The sequence below is a fragment of the Sphingobacterium sp. UBA5639 genome (assembly GCF_002421245.1).
GTDB lineage: Bacteria > Bacteroidota > Bacteroidia > Sphingobacteriales > Sphingobacteriaceae > Sphingobacterium > Sphingobacterium multivorum.
The window spans coordinates 44,493-60,758 of record NZ_DIJR01000028.1 but is presented as its reverse complement, the minus strand read 5'-3'; the positions used below and the strand labels follow the sequence as shown (position 1 = coordinate 60,758).

General features: G+C 39.5%; 8 protein-coding genes. 1 reads left to right on the top strand and 7 read right to left on the bottom strand.

Going from position 1 to position 16,266, the window contains the following annotated elements:
• Window positions 1-8: 8 nt before the first annotated feature.
• A complete protein-coding gene (locus tag B4Z90_RS16395) occupies window positions 9-2,450 on the bottom strand; it encodes an ABC transporter permease (protein WP_286802787.1) in 2,442 nt (813 codons plus the stop codon).
• 204 nt (window positions 2,451-2,654) lie between these two features.
• Window positions 2,655-2,879 carry a helix-turn-helix domain-containing protein gene (locus tag B4Z90_RS16390; protein WP_070566237.1) on the bottom strand — a complete coding sequence of 75 codons (225 nt, stop codon included), beginning with the start codon at window positions 2,877-2,879 and terminating at the stop codon, window positions 2,655-2,657.
• Window positions 2,880-3,006: 127 nt separating this feature from the next.
• On the opposite strand from B4Z90_RS16390, the gene B4Z90_RS16385 reads away from it, so the two are divergent.
• Complete coding sequence (locus tag B4Z90_RS16385) at window positions 3,007-3,675, top strand: hypothetical protein (RefSeq protein WP_159332743.1); 669 nt, start codon at window positions 3,007-3,009, stop codon at window positions 3,673-3,675.
• Window positions 3,676-3,747: 72 nt separating this feature from the next.
• On the opposite strand, the gene B4Z90_RS16380 is transcribed toward B4Z90_RS16385, so the two are convergent.
• From B4Z90_RS16380 to B4Z90_RS16360, 5 genes are all read right to left on the bottom strand, one after another.
• Complete coding sequence (locus tag B4Z90_RS16380; RefSeq protein WP_286802785.1) at window positions 3,748-6,153, bottom strand: ABC transporter permease; 2,406 nt, start codon at window positions 6,151-6,153, stop codon at window positions 3,748-3,750.
• A gap of 190 nt (window positions 6,154-6,343) precedes the next feature.
• Window positions 6,344-8,749: an ABC transporter permease gene (locus tag B4Z90_RS16375; RefSeq protein WP_286802783.1), complete on the bottom strand. Its 2,406-nt coding sequence runs from the start codon at window positions 8,747-8,749 to the stop codon at window positions 6,344-6,346.
• 33 nt (window positions 8,750-8,782) lie between these two features.
• On the bottom strand, window positions 8,783-11,173 hold the full coding sequence (locus B4Z90_RS16370; protein ID WP_286802781.1) for an ABC transporter permease: 2,391 nt from the start codon (window positions 11,171-11,173) through the stop codon (window positions 8,783-8,785).
• 51 nt (window positions 11,174-11,224) lie between these two features.
• Window positions 11,225-13,618 (bottom strand): ABC transporter permease, encoded by a 2,394-nt coding sequence (locus B4Z90_RS16365; protein ID WP_286802780.1) that lies wholly within the window; start codon window positions 13,616-13,618, stop codon window positions 11,225-11,227.
• Window positions 13,619-13,718: 100 nt separating this feature from the next.
• Window positions 13,719-16,109, bottom strand: a complete 2,391-nt coding sequence (locus B4Z90_RS16360) for an ABC transporter permease (protein WP_286802778.1) — start codon at window positions 16,107-16,109, stop codon at window positions 13,719-13,721.
• Between the last annotated feature and the right edge of the window lie 157 nt (window positions 16,110-16,266).

The following is a 16,266-nucleotide window of genomic DNA, read 5'->3' as shown; positions in this document are numbered from 1 at the left end:
TTTTGTATTTATTCATCACGCAGGCTATCCACCGGATTGGCGCGAATGGCTTTCCAAGTCTGATAGCTGATTGTGCCTAAAGCAATTAAAATGGCACTCATACCTGCAAGAATGAAGTATAGCCAATTTATTTCGATTCGATAGTTAAAATCAGTAAGCCATTGGTTCATTGCCCACCACGCAACAGGTGTGGCAATGACCAAGGCTACAAACACCAATTTTATAAAATCTCCAGACAATAATCGGAGTAATCTGATCGCACTGGCTCCAAGTACCTTACGTACGCCAATTTCTTTGGTTCGTTGTTGTGTCACATAAGTTGCAAGGCCGAAAAGCCCGAGTGCAGCGACAAAAATGGCAACAAGAGCGAAACAAGTAAATATATTCTTGGTCCGTTCCACATCTTGATAAAGGGCCTCGAAACCTTCGTCCAAAAAGCTGTAGTTAATTTGTTGATTTGGTGCAAATTTGTCCCATACTGCTGTGATATCAGCGATTGTCTCTTTGAGATTTTGCGATTTTACCTTAATAGAGAGTAGGGAAGGATTGCCTTGTAATGTCATACAAAGTCCTGCATACCCCTTCTCCTTCAACGACTCAAAAATAAAATCATCTACTACGCCAATGATCGTCCAGGTATTGCCATTGGTGATTTTTGCACCAATGGGATTCTTTAATTGAAGTTCGTCGGCCAACTTTTGATTGATAATAGCCGAACTGCTATCGGTGGCTCTCGTGGGATCAAAATTTCGTCCTTTATTTAAATGAAGACCGAATGTGCTCAGATAATCCTGATCGATTTCCCAAAATTGGCCCTGTGTAGCCATATCGAGATCTCTTCTACCATCAATCCAGAACGGATTGCCATTTCGTTTGGCACCATCGATGGGTACAGGGAGAAAATCACTCAGGGAAACTGAAGCAACATCTGGGAGGCTTTTTAGCTCATTTTTTAAACTTGGAAGCTGTTTCGATAATGTTCCAATTCCGCGAAGCACAACAACTTGGTCCTTGTCAAATCCCAGATCTTTGTCTAATATGTAGTTTATCTGTTTATTGGTCACCAATGCGCCAACGATAAGGATTATTGAGGTTGCGAATTGAAAGACAACCAAACTATTCCTAAAAAGCGAAGATTTGGCACCAATGACGTTATTTTTCAGTGCAGTGATTGGTTTAAATTTGGATAGGTACAATGCTGGGTAGATTCCGGCAAGGACGCCGATCACCAATATAGCCGCCAAAAGAGAAGGAAAGAAGTATGCCGCTATCCAGGGAATGGTCAAGGATTTGTTGGCTAGTTGGTTGAATACGGGTAGTAGTAGCCAGCTTAGAAAGAGCCCGATAATCAGTGACAGTACACTATAACAGATTGCTTCAACAAGAAATTGTCCAATAAGCAGCTTCCTGGAGGAGCCAATAGTCTTACGGATACCAATTTCTTTTGCTCTTGTTGCTGCATTTGCTGTCGATAAGTTGATGAAGTTAATACAGGCAATGAACAAAATAAAAAAGGCTATAGTTGCGAAGGTCCAAACCATGCGAATATCCCCTCTGTTCAATGTACTCACTTTATCGTCGCTTACATCCGCAGATTTTAGATGCATATCGAGGGCATTCTGTAGGGTTATTTTTGCCTGCTTGAAAAGTGGATTAAGTTTACGTCCAGATTTTAGATATTCAGGGAGATAATGTATTTCTAAGTAATTCTTTGAAATTTCTTTTTCTGCCAGTGCAACATTTACGTTGGGTTTTAATTTGACATAGACGGTATAATTGTTATTGAGCCAAGCAGTCTGTTCACCTTGATAAAAAGGCTCTCCAGCGAGCGACATAAAAAAACTATAACCGGCAAGGGTCGAATTGTTGGGCATATCTTCAATTACCCCAGTGATGGTATAGGCTTTCGACTTATTGTTGTTGAGATAGATCGTTTGTCCAATTGGATTATTTTTAAAATATTTTTCGGCTTTGCTTCTGGTGATTACCAATGTGTTGGGCTTGTCAAGTGCGTGGGACAGCTGGCCCGAAACCATGGGCATAGGAAACATGTCGAGAATGGACTGATCGACATAGACAAATCCATCATCATAATGGCTATCAGGGCTGTTATTTAATGACAATTGGTTACTGCCCGCACCGAATAAAGGGTTTGGTAGAATGCGTCCCGTTTGCTCAACGGACGGGATTTCTGCTTTCAGGGTCGGCGCCACAGGGGCAGAAAGTGAAACCCAGCGCTCGATTTTATGCTCAATAGGTAACTGAACGACCAAACGGTAAACTCTATCCATCGCCGGATAAAACTTATTATAGCTCGTCTCATGTTTTATATATAAAACAATAAGAATACAGATGGCAATACTAAAGGCAAAGCCGCCAATCTTGATGAATGAATATAGCTTGTTTTTTGCCATATTCCGCCAAGCTATTTTGAGATTATTTCCTATCATAGCAGATTTTTTTTAAGCCTGAATGATTGGTAGTTATAATCAAAACAGGCGTTTAAGCTGAAATCAATTGCGTTGCCATTTTGCTAATGTATTGATAATTAGTTTCTTGGTTTAAAATTGAAAAGCTCGTCTGTACGATATCGAACAGTTTGGCGTTCAGTATCGCACAGACGAGCTAGGCACTGGCGAAAAATAGAGAATTGCTTACTCTTCAATCTCTTTCAACTGGAGATGATCACATAATTCGAACATCATTTTAGCTGGATCTGTATCAATAGCCAATGCGATCAGGTACATTTCATCCAAACGTAATTTGGCCGTTTCGGTCATCGTTAACTCATTGATTCTTGCCTTACTTAAACCCGTTTTTCGCGCAATTCGCGATTTATTAACGGATTTCTTCTCTAAAAATTCACCTAGTTTTGTCATAGTTATGATTTAGTATGCTCTTTTTTTTGTATAGATAAATATACAAAATGTTATTTTTATTTATACAAATGTTTTAAATTTTTAAATTATTTCTATTTCTTTGTATGGAATAACTATATGAGCTATAATGAGAAATAATTTTAAAGTGTTCAAACGGGTGTATAAGCATCGTTGTCAACCGTTGGAAATGCAGTTCTTTTATCGGATGATATTACAGCGTATTTCAAATGGTCTCTCACCCGAAGAAGTATCTTTTTTAATGGGAAAAGCACTGGATTTTATAAGCAAAGTTGAGTCTTTCAAAATTAAAACGATTCTTGCTATTGATTACTATATTTTTTGTCGTGTGTTAGAAGTGGGGAGTATACATGCCATGTTGCCTTTAGGGATGAATTTATCCAAGCAAAAGTATGCTTATGAGTTGCACGTTAATACATTGGCTGAGGAGGTTATTTACCATTTATATAGATTATCCATTGAAGAAGGGGTACAGGAGATCGAATTTAAGATAATGGACATCCGCCATAATTTTGATCCAAATGAACCTTCTACGTTGAATGAGCTTCGGAAGGTCAAGAGAATCATCGAAGCGCAGGTTGGCACGGGATATTTTAATAAAAATAGGAGTCCTTATGAGATACATAAATTGGTTTGTATGATACTCGATACATATGTAAAACCTAAAAACTTGATGAAGATACTTGAAGATTTGCTCAATCGGTCTGATGAGCTTAAACTTATTCGGAAAGAATCAAAATATGGATTTGTTTATCTATCGAAAAGCTATGAAGGTTAAAGGAATAAGGAGTTACCCATCCAGTAGCTGTTCGCAACGAACACCAACTGGATGGGTACAACGCTCATTTTTCTATTCATCTCTTAATTTTTCAACGGGATTAAACCGAGTTGATCGAAATACAATAATGCCAACCAATAAACTCAGCAATCCAATCAATGTACCCAATGGTAACAAGTAAGTAAATGCATTGATTTCTACGCGGATGATGTAATTTTGTAGCCAGTATTGCATCAATAGATAACTCAGTGGAACTGTCGTAAACGCAGCAAATAGGAAGATTCCGTAGTACTCTTTTGAAAAGAGCAACATCAAATGTGCTAGTGAAGCCCCTAGTACTTTACGAATGCCGACTTCTTTATTGCGCAGATGGATGGAAAGCGATATTAATCCGGTAAGTCCCAATACAACAATCAGCAGCGAAACAAACGTAGCAATCTGGGAAGCGCGATGCAGCTGCAGCTCATTTTCATATAGATTTTTGATGCGTTCATCCATAAATTTATATTCGAATGGTGCATCAGGTAGCAACGTTTTCCATTTTTTTTCGAGCTGTTGTACTGCATTGGAAAGAGGTCCCTGCTTCAATCGAATGCTAAGGTATCGATATTGAAGACTCTCATGTACATCCATCCAGATAATAGGCGGAGATGCCTGATGCAGTGAGTTGGCTACAAAATCTTCAGCAACGCCCACAATAGTGATTTTGTAATTAGGATCATTTATTGCTATTTGCTGACCAATTGCTTGCTCGGCATTTTTAAAGCCAAAATCATCCATAGCCTTCTTGTTGATGACAACTGGTCTATTATCCGCATTCGTTGCATAATGTTTAGGAAGAAAAGTTCCTGCAATTAGCGGTATCTCGTAAGTTTCCAAAAAGTGACTATCACTTGTAATCCGTTGTACCTGGATTTCTCTGTCGTCTGTCGTCCCGAATGCAGGCTGCATATTGGACCCCAGCAATCCAGGAGTTTCATAAGATAAGCTTACTGATTTTACTTCTGGCTGTTGGCTGAGTTCCTGTTGTAAAGTCTCCATTTTGCGAACACCATTTTCGGACCAATCCCTAGGTACCTGAACGGTTAATAAGTAATCTTTGTTGTACCCTAGATTGCTATGGAGAAATAGATCCACCTGTTTGGAAATAATCAATGTGCAGACAAGCAGGAGCAAGGCTACTCCAAATTGAAAAAACAAAAGAATTTTTCGCACCAGTTGTTTGCCCCCCAGCGTCGAAAACTGGCTTTTGACTGCCGGAAGTATCGCGACATTGGAAAGTTTAATGGCTGGATAGAGCCCCGCTAGTAGACCAATGAACAACGTCATTATAATCAGTAAACCAAAAAAGTAAATAGGCAATTCCACCAACGAGGGTAGCTTACGCATCAAGACATGTTCGAAGATTGGACTCGTGATGATGTAAATTGGAAGACTGATCAATGCTACTATGGCCACAATCAGGATATATTCGGTCATCAGTTGTCTAATAAGTTGCATGCGAGATGATCCCATCATCTTGCGAACACCGATTTCCTTTAATCGCGTAATGTGCTGAGCGATACTAAAATTGATGAAATTGATGATGGCCATGATCAAGATGAAAATGGCAGTCCAAACCAACGTCTGTATCATTTTGCGGACGGCCCCTTGGTTGTCATCCAAATAATAGGTTTTCAATGGTTTTAAATTAGGGCTGTATTGATTGGAAAACTCTTTATCGGTATTCTTTCTTACCAGCGTTTCGATGGCGGCATCTACGCGCTCCACACTTACACCTGGTTTCAATTCGATATAACCGGCAATATAAGGGTTATCCCAATTGTCTATCGATCGGCCAAAGAATTGCTCGTTGATGATCGGTAAAAATATGTCTGCATGCATATTCTTTGTGAGATCCATAATGGCGTTTTGGACATCAGATTTAATGATTGCTGTAATTTCAAAATCATGTTTTTCACCCTTGAAATTTTTTATTTGTAGCGATTTGCCAAGTACATCCTCATTTCCGAAATATTTTATGGCTGCTTTGTCACTGATGACTACTGAAAAGGGATTATTCAAAGCGGTATTGGCATTGCCTGCTAAAATCTGGAATCCGAACATCGTCAATAGACTGGGATCTCCAAGAGACATGCCTTCTTCATGGATTGTTGCTCCGTTCGCTACGATACCGGTCAACCCATCAATCCGATAATAATTGGAGACCAGGTTGGGATACTCCTCATGTAAAGCTTTGGGGAGTGCCCCTAATGTAGTTAAGTCAATACCAAATCCTTCTTTCTTATACTTGCTTTGCAACAAAAATTGCCGATCAATATTTTTGATATTGCTATTCACTTGATGTACATCCCATACATAAGCACCTACAAGTAATAGAAAAGTAATACCGCAGGTCAATCCAATTAGATTGATCAGATTTTGTACTTTTTTCTTTCCGATATTTCGCCAAGCAATCTTGAAGTTTGTAAAGTTCATTGTCTTAAAATATGAATTTATTTTGGTCGTGGAGCTGCTGATAGCTTGTGCTCTACTTAAAAAATTAAAAATACAAATGTTTGGCCAAGTAATTATCCTGTTGATCATTAACGGATTGCATTCCTGATTCTTTTACTCGCTGTTCGATATCGGACAGTGCTTTGTCCATAGCTGAACAGACGAGTCTATTTTATTCATCACGTAGACTGTCGACAGGTTTTGTTAGGGCTGCGCGTATCGCTTGTGAACTTACTGTAATTAAAGCAATAAAAACGGCTAGCGCGCCTGCTAGTACAAACATCCACCATTGCATCTCAATACGGTATGCAAAATTTTCTAACCATTTGTGCATCATCCACCAAGCTAGGGGAGAAGAAATGACAATGGCAATGAGAACGAGTTTGACGAATTCAGTGGAAAGCATGCGTGTGATGTCGGGAACTGTAGCTCCAACAACTTTCCGGATCCCTATTTCCTTTTTGCGTTGATTGGCGGTAAAAATAGCCAAGCCAAATAAACCGAGGCAAGCTACAAAAATAGTCAGCCCCGCAAAGATACTCAGTAACTTACCCGTTTTCACTTCTGCTTGATAGGTTTGTGCGTATCGCTCATCCAGAAAGGAATAGCTGAATGGAATGTCTGTCGGAAAGGAACGATAGAGAGACGCTAATTTTTGAATGAGCTTCTCCATATCGGTTGTTTGTGTTTTAAGAATCAAACTCCCGGCTTGATCGCTAAGAACCATCACAAGCGGAGAGATCTGCTCATGCAAAGAACGAAAGTGGAAATCCTTAACGACACCAATAACACGATAGCTTTTGTTGTCTTTATTGGTTAATATTTTACCAAGGCTATGATTGTTCCAACCCAGATCTTTTGCTGCGGTTTCATTGATGATAACAGAAAGGCTATCATTACCAAATGTTTTTGCGAAATTCCGTCCTTCTTTAAGTTGCATACCCATAACAGGAATATATTCTTCATCAACATCGTAACGAATTGTTTTGACCCATTGATCAGTATTGCCATCTGGATAAATGAAAAAATTGTTGTTGTTGCTTTCTCCAGCAGGAAGATAGGACGAATGAGAGACATGCTTGATCCTGCTGTCTTGCATCAATAAATTATAATATGTCTTTTCGTTTTTTCCCAAAGGCCAGCTCGGTATAATAAGGACATTATCCTTGTTATATCCAAGTTTAATATGACGCATATAATCCAGCTGCTGAACAACAACCACGGTTCCAAAGATAAGCCCGACAGAAATGATGAATTGAAATACAACAAGTCCGCTACGTAAATTAAAGCCTTTAGTCGAGCGGCTTATTTTCCCTTTTAATACCCGTAGCGGATTAAATGAGGATAGATATAACGCGGGATAGCTACTGGAAAATAGACCGACAATTAGACCAAAACCTAGTAAGATGGGGATGATTTTAGATATTTCAAGTTTTTGAATATCAATCTCTTTTCCGGAAATCTGATTAAATAGGGGGAGGGCAAGTAAAACAATTCCCAGAGCTATTCCTAAGGAAATATAAGTCAGGAGGACACCCTCTAGCATAAATTGTCGCATCAGGTTTTGCTTGTCAGCACCCAGTACTTTTCGTACGCCAACTTCCTTACATCGCTTAAAACCACTGGCTGTAGATAAATTCATAAAATTAATGGTGGCTATCAATAGCATAAAAAGTGCAATAGCGCTGAAGATGTAAACGTACCGTATATCCCCAGGGACACTGAGGTCATAGTTGAAATTCGAATGTAGATGGATATCTGTGAGCGGTTGTAGGTAAGGACCGATCTTATTTCCCGTTTTTTTGAATTCTTGGTAACTCATGCCAAAACCGGCCATAAATTGTGTGGCAACATGTTTGTCGAATAGGGTGGCTAAGTTTTTTTCGAGCTTTTCACGTGATGCATTTTTTGAAAGAAGCGCATACGTATAGTATTCGGAGGTCATCCATGAATCTGAACGTGAATCTTCCAGTGCATCCAAAGAGGTAAATACATCAAAATGAAAATGGGAGTTTTGAGGAACATCTTTAATTACGCCAGTGATTTTGAGAATATTTGTATTGTCTTTGATGATGAGGTCTCGACCGACAACATCGTTTGTGCCGAAGTATTTTAAGGCGGTGGATTCGGATATCACTGCAGAATTAGGGGAAGAAATAGCTGTAGACAAATTCCCTTTAATAAAAGGGAGTGTGAAAATTTTGAAGAAAGAAGCATCCACGAAAGCCATTTTTTCTTCGTGGAAAACTTTATTATTGACGACAAATAGAGGCGATCCACCTATTCTTAGTCGTGCAGTTTCTTCAACTTCGGGCAGCTCTGACTTCATCGTCGAAGCTACAGGTGGCATTACATGTGCCTCATTGATCGTTCCGCCCTTAACCGTTCCTCTGAAAACAACACGTACAATACGGTCTGCATGCTCGTTGTAACGATCAAAACTAAATTCATCGGTCACATATAAGCTGATCAGAAGGCAGGTTGCAATGCCCATGGCCAACCCAACGATGTTGATAAACGAGGTAGAGAAATTGCGGGTTAAATTTCTCCATGCTATTTTTAAATTATTCTTGATCATATTGAGGCCCCCTCTATTACTATAAATGAATATTTACTCGTTTCGTAAGCTATCTACTGGAGTGTTTAGTGCGGCACGTATTGTTTGGAAATTGACAGTAATGATGCTGATCAAAAAGATGGCAAGCGCGGCAAGGATAAAGAACCACCATTGCACGCCCACATTGTACGCATAATCTTCAAGCCATTTTTTTGAAAAATACCCCGCTATTGGACTGGCAATAAAAATAGCCAAGGTGGATAAGATGAGATAATCTTTTGAAAAGAGACGTGATATGTCAAGCACTGTAGCGCCTAGTACTTTGCGTATGCCAATTTCTTTAGTACGCTGTTCGAGATTTTGCATAATCAATCCTGTAATTCCTAAGGCGGAGATCAACAATGTCAATGCACTGAATAGGATAAATAATTGCACTTGCTTGTTCTCTTTTTCATATTGTTTTGCAATCAACTCATCTATCCAATGGAAGGAAACGTGTTTATCAGGATAGGTATTTTGTATAATTTGAGATACCGATCGAAAGATTTGTTGTTCTTGTCCTTTCCCTACTTTTATCAGAATATTGCCGCTTCCGTTAAAATCTTTTGCCAAAATTACTGTTGGTACTATTTTGCTACGAAAAGACTCACTATGGAAATCTTTAATGATTCCGACGGGGATAATTTGAAGGTCTTTATACAGGATACCGAGTTTGTTTATCCCAAGCTTTTTTGCCGTACTTTCGGTCACAAGGGCATTATTGATACCTTCATCTTCTCCCAGATCCATTTCAACATGCGTATAATCTTCAGGAGTCAATAATCGACCTTTAACCAGCTGGATTCCCAAAGTCTTGGGCAAATCGACATCGCCACCGATGAAACTGACTTGGATATTTTTCCCTGGATCGTCCTTGTCAACGATTGTCTTGGCAAGGTAGCCTGACCCGATTGTCGGCGTCCAGGCAGCGACGCTGACCGATTCAACCCCAGTAAGTTGACCAATTCGATCTTTTATATTTGTATTTTGTGTACCCTTATTGAAATAGTCGATGTTTAGCACATTTTTGACTTCCATTCCCAAGGGTGCTGCTTGCATATAACTGAGTTGGGACTTGATTGTTATAAGGCCAATGATGACGATAATGGCAATGCTAAACTGTGTAGTGATAAGCATTTTTTTGATAAAGACTTCCGCATGGGGAATTTTTGATAGCTTATTTTTTAAGGCATCTGAACTCTTAATACCAGAGATCAGCCATGCAGGATAAAAACCAATTAGCAGGCCGAGGGCGATTGATGTCGTCATAAAGGCCAATAGCAACGGGAGCTGTATGGATTTAATATAAGCGAGATCATAGCCTATAAAGTGTTCCAGTTGGGACAATCCAAGTCTAAAAAGTACCAAACTACATAACGCAGAAATAAAAAACAGTAGGATTGTTTCTAACAGCATTCGTCTGATCATCTGGGCTCGGCTGGCCCCCAATACTTTATGTATATGAAGTGCTCTTAATTTTTTAACTGTTCTTACAGCGTAAATATTAATAAAATTGATACAGGAAATAATAAAGACCAAAACGGCAACACCCACAAATATGTTTGTTGTTTTTTGGTTGCCGCTGATATCTGCACTGCCTAATGGCTCCATATATATATCCTGAATAGGCTGCAGGCGAAATGAAGTCACATGTTTTGTGTTAGGACTGAGGTATCCTTTATACCAATGATTTAGTTTCTGCTCGAGATCTATTCTTGGTGTCCCGGGTTTTAGTTGTACAAATTGTTCGGTGTAGTAGCCTGAGCCATCTTTGCTTAATTCCATCGATATTTTGGGGACTAAAGCAATGGCGGAAGCTCTGAGCGTTGAATTATAAGGAAGAATATCCATAACACCCGTGATGATATAATCGGATGGCTTATCGGTATAGGGGTCGGCACTTTGGATGACTTTGCCGATGACATTTTCGTTCTTAAAGTACTTTTCTTTGAATTCTTTGCCGATGAGCAAGTTTGTTGTTCCTTGGACCAGCTGTTTGGGATTGCCTTCGAGAACCTTGATGGTCAACATATCCAAGATATTTATTTCCGACTCCAAAACCTGTATGCCTATGGGCTGTGCTGAGCTTGCATGCGGTTTTAAATAATATTTTCTGGATTCTATCCGAGCCTCATTTTGAATCTCCGGAAATACTTGTTTGAGTTCCGTACTTAAATTAACGAATGTCCTGGACATTTGGCGTTCAAGGCCAGCCGTTGAATCTATCGTGACAATCCGAAAGAGATGATCCGCATTTTTCCAGCTTTTGTCGTACGAATTTTCCTCAATGACAAGAGCGAATACAAGAAGACACAAGGAGAACCCAATACTTAGACCCAAGATATTGATCCAGGTATATTGTCGGTTGACAATGATGCTGCGAAGAGCAAGTTTGAATGAATTCATAGTCTTCTATCTGGTTTTAAGCTATCGAAAAAAATGTTGTTTGACTTTAAGCTACTCTTCACGTAAGCTATCGACAGGATTACCCAGTGCAGCCTTAATTGCTTGATAGCTTATCGTGGCCATACTGATCAGAATAGCCAATAGTCCAGCAATGACAAAGTAATACCACTGTATCTCAATTCGATAGCTGTAATCTTGTAACCATTTATCCATGGCCCACCAAGCGATAGGTGTGGCGATAAAAATTGCGACCACAACAAGCTTAATAAAATCGATTGAAAGTAAAGAAGTTACTTGGGTGACACTTGCTCCAAGAACTTTGCGGACAGCAATTTCTTTCATGCGCGTTTCGGCCATATAGGCGATTAATGCCAATAAACCAAGACAGGATATAAAGATCGTCAATCCTGCAAAGATCATGGCTAGCGTACCTATAGCTTTTGTCTCTTTAAATTTTTCTTCGTAGGTCTTGTCAATGAATTGATATTCAAAAGGATAGTCTGGGTTGAACTTTTTAAAGATGGACTCAATCGTTTTTAAGTTGTCTCCGATGTCATTGTTTGGATTTAAACGATAATGGATCGTTGTAAACCAGGCTTGCGGTCCTAATATCACCATGGGTTTATTGTCTCCAAATGGCGATCCCATAATGAAATCTTTGACCACCCCAACTACGGTCCATTTTGTTCCATCACCATCCACAATGCTATTGACCGGGTTTTTGAGGTGCAAACTTTTTACCGCGGATTCATTTAAAATCAAAGCAGTACTGTCTGTCGCAAACTTGTAAATATCGATATCCCGCCCCTGTATAAGAGTTAGGCCTAGATTTTTTACGGCATCTGCATCGGTACTAAAACGGTTATAGGAAATGCGTTTGTCCTGTTCCGTTGGTGTCCCAGACGTAAATCCCCAGCCATTGCTATAGAAATCGGTTACTGGCGACATATTTTTTGATACAGAAACAACTGCGTTGCTGGCTAGTAATTCGTCGCGTAAAATTTTATAATTCTTTTCTATGTCACCTTTGATACTGCTATAAAGCAACCCATTTTCATTATAACCACGGTCGCGCTGTTTAGTGTACTGGATTTGTTTGGCGACAATGACCGTTGCGATAATCAATATAATCGCGAGACTGAATTGAATGACCACTAAGATGGAGCGAATACTAAGACCCCTCGTTTTAGAAACGAATTTCCCCTTCAACGTTTTGATAGGTTGAAAGGAAGAAAGGAAAAAGGCGGGATAGGTGCCGGCTAATATACCTGTAAATAAAGCAAAGCCAATTAAAAATAGCCAGGTTGGTAAGTTTAATAACGATAGGCTAAGCTGTTTTCCGACAAGCTCGTTAAAGAATGGCAGGACAATAAAAACAAGTATCGTCGCGAGTACCATGCCGATTAGGCTGATCAATATGCTTTCAACGAGGAACTGCGCCATTAGGCTTGTCTTATTTGCGCCAATTACTTTGCGGACACCGACTTCTTTCGCACGGCGTTCGGAACGTGCCGTACTCAAATTCATAAAATTGATGCTTGCCACCAATAAAATAAATACACCAATCCAAGCAAATAGCTTGACGATATCGATACGTCCGGACGTATAATTTCCTCCTTTTCCGCTATTGTAAAGAAACGAATCGGGATAGGGAAAAGCAAAGATCTCACCCGTATTTCTAGCCGATTGGTAACCGGCAGCCTTATTACTTGCATTGATATGATCTCTCAGATAGGTTCTGATTTTGCTGTTAAACGCGGTAAGTGAGACACCTTTTTTTAGGAGCACATAGGTGGTTAATGAATTATTGCTCCAGTTATCATCCACGTAACCAATTATTTTTGCATATTCAAATGGTAGGAGAATATCAAATTTGAAACTTGAATTACTCGGAAGGTCTTTAAGTACCGCCTGTACGGAAACCTGATTAACAGAGTCTATCCGAACTGATTTTCCAATAGGATCTTCGCTGCCAAATAAAGCCTTGGCATAGCTTTCTGTGAGAACAAGGCCTTTAGGGTTATCAAATCTAATATTCTGTTCTCCTTTCACAAAAGGCAAAGAAAACATCTTGAAAAAACCAGGATCGATGAAAACAGTATTTGCGATCAGTTTTTTATCCTTGAATGTCGTTAGAAATTGGCCGCTCTCATTATATCTGGTAAAAGTTTCTATATCTGGAAAATCGGCGGACAAGGAGGGACCTAATATTTTAGGAGTGAAGGCCCAAGCTGATTTATCGCCCTGAAATTCGTCTCGATTACTCAATACATGCAGGCGATCACCCTTTTCATGAAAGCGGTCCATGGTTAACATGTTTTGCAACCAAAGTGCTATAAGTAATGCTCCGGCCATGCCGATCGCCAATCCGATGATGTTAATCAAAGAGAAGGATTTGTTTTTCATCAGGTTGCGCCATGCTATTTTGATATAATTTTTAAGCATATTTGTCGTATTGGTTATTGCTAAATAGAAAAAACTTGAATTTTAAAGGTCCAGCTTGTTATTTATCAGGTGTCTTTATTTTTAATAGCTACTAAAACAATTACTCATCTCTTAAACTATCAACCGGGTTTAGAATCGCAGCTTTTATGGTTTGAAAACTAATGGTGATAAATGATACCAATAATGCGCTTATCGCCGCCACAATAAATACCCACCAGTCTAGCGTGATGTGGTAAGCAAAATTCTCTACCCAGCGGTGCATGGCATACCAGCCTAAGGGTACACTGATCAATACAGCACACAGGACGAGGGCCATAAAGTCAACACTCAATATGTTGACAATCTTGATCGTTGAAGCACCTAATACTTTACGGATACCGATCTCTTTAAAGCGTTGTTGTACAGCATAAGCTGATAGGGCAAAAAGGCCCATACAAGCGATAGCAATTGTAATGATGGAAAATAACTGCATTACCCGTGTTGTTTGCTGATCTTTGAGATATAATTTGTTATAGTCGTCATTGAGAAAATGATATTCAAAGCTGTTTTTTGAATCAATATCTTTGATGACAGCTCTTATCTGCGCAAGAGCATCTTTTATAGGCGACGTCGGATTGAGTCGAATGAAAATATTACCGAAATAATCATATTCAGGAAAAAGCACAATTGGTTTGACTTCGTTATGTAATGACGCAAAGTTAAAACTCGCAACGACTTGTTTGATGCTGCCCTTACGCCCATTCAAGTTGATTTTCTTTCCAATAGCCTGTTCAGGAGTAAAACCCATGGCGGATGCAGCAAGTGTATTCACTATAAAACCATATTCTGGTGAAATAGTGTCTTTTGCGCGCAAAATGTCCGCGTCTGACAACGGTGCACCGGCAACAGATGGAATATGGAAAACGGATACGAAATCTTTTTCAATCGGAATTGCAGTGACATTCATATCAAAATCATTGGGTTGGCCTTCTACTTCACTGATGCTGTAGCCACCTTGGATATTGACGGGGTTGTCATACGAAGCGGTAACCCCCTGGACACTGTTGAGCTGCATTAACTTTTCTTTTAATAGCTGCCTTTCTTTATCTTGCCATCCTCGGCCATCGATGACAAGCATATCAGAGCGATCTAACCCGGTATTCTTAGACTGGATAAAATCCATCTGTCTACTCGCAAATAAGGTACAGATAATAAAAAATATAGAGATACTGAATTGAAAAGTAACGAGCACCTTGCTTAAAGATAGGCCACGTAGTTTTTCAGTTAATTTTCGCTTGAAAATAGAAATAGGCTTTGAACTGGCAATTGAATAGGCTGGCCAGCCACCTGACAAAAGCGTCAGCAAGGCTATGAAAACAAGTAAAATTGTATAAAACCGAGGGTCTGTCCATATGGTTAATTTCATTTCGGCCCCCATAAATGAACTGAACACGGGCAACAAGAGTACCGTAGTCAGAAGGCTAAATACAACAGCTAGAAAAACCATCAGGCTACATTCAAAAAAGAACTGGAAGAATATCGTTTTCTTTGCTGCACCCAAAACTTTCTTGACACCGATTTCTTTCTTGCGTTCAAGCGCATGTGCTAAGACCAAATTTGTAAAATTGATGCAGGTTAAAATAATAAGTGCAGCACCTAATGCCAATAAAATATAGATATAAGTGATGTTTCCCGTACCTGCTGCTTTGGAGTGAAGATGGATATCGGTCAGCTTTTCCAGGACGAATCGAAATTGATAGCCTTGTTTTGTTGCTTCGGCGAATTTTGATTTTGTCATTTGGTCCAATTTCTGTTGGATCGAACCGACCTGATCTTTGTTTTTTAGGAGCGCTATGGTTATATCATTTGCAGATGACCAAGCCATTTCTTTGTAGCGTTCTAATCCTTTGTTGGAAAGGAGCGCAGAGAAGTTCAACTGTGTATTTGTGGGCAAGTCTGCGATGATACCTGTGATTTTCCAGTTGACTTTGTCAATGGATAGTGTCTGACCGATGGCCGACTGATTGGGGAAATATTTCGCTGCGAGTTTTTTTGTTAAGACAATCTGATTTGGTTCTACTAAGGCTGATCGTGAATCACCTTCGAGAAAGGTATAACCTAAAGTTTTAAAAACATTCTGGTCAGCATACAGTAGGCCTTTTTCAGTTATTAGTGCCTCTTTGGATTCTATTTTGCCGCCTTTGGAATAGCCGTATAATCTGGTTGCCTGTTCTACATCCGGAAATTCAGCCTGCAACGTAGGAGCTAAGCCTGTCGGTGTTACGGCAGAATTTACTTCTTCCGTGCTATTGGGTGCTTTATAGGTGAGGCTAATATAAGTCAGGCGGTCCGCATTGGGAAGGAAACGCTCATAACTGGATTCATGATAGATGTACGCTGCCAACAATAGGAAACATGTTATTCCGATGCTGAGGCCAAACATATTTAAAAGAGAAAATCCTTTGTTTTTTCTGATATTCCGCCAAGCAATTTTAAAATAGTTCTTTAACATGGTTATGAGCATTTATACTGTTAATTAGGCTATATTCTTGTCACTTAGCTCGCTTTAGTAGAAGGCTCCGTTATTCGAAAAATAGCAAAGCCAAGTAGTTCAATTCGTTTGCCATAAATATAATGTATTGATTTTTAGGTTTTTGTTGTGTTTTTAT

Bases quoted from the DNA above. Each gene is read 5' to 3' on its own strand.
- B4Z90_RS16390 (WP_070566237.1), bottom strand. From the start codon at position 2,879: ATGACAAAACTAGGTGAATTTTTAGAGAAGAAATCCGTTAATAAATCG.
- B4Z90_RS16375 (WP_286802783.1), bottom strand. From the start codon at position 8,749: ATGATCAAGAATAATTTAAAAATAGCATGGAGAAATTTAACCCGCAAT.
- B4Z90_RS16360 (WP_286802778.1), bottom strand. From the start codon at position 16,109: ATGTTAAAGAACTATTTTAAAATTGCTTGGCGGAATATCAGAAAAAAC.
- B4Z90_RS16395 (WP_286802787.1), bottom strand. From the start codon at position 2,450: ATGATAGGAAATAATCTCAAAATAGCTTGGCGGAATATGGCAAAAAAC.
- B4Z90_RS16365 (WP_286802780.1), bottom strand. From the start codon at position 13,618: ATGCTTAAAAATTATATCAAAATAGCATGGCGCAACCTGATGAAAAAC.
- B4Z90_RS16370 (WP_286802781.1), bottom strand. From the start codon at position 11,173: ATGAATTCATTCAAACTTGCTCTTCGCAGCATCATTGTCAACCGACAA.
- B4Z90_RS16385 (WP_159332743.1), top strand. From the start codon at position 3,007: ATGAGAAATAATTTTAAAGTGTTCAAACGGGTGTATAAGCATCGTTGT.
- B4Z90_RS16380 (WP_286802785.1), bottom strand. From the start codon at position 6,153: ATGAACTTTACAAACTTCAAGATTGCTTGGCGAAATATCGGAAAGAAA.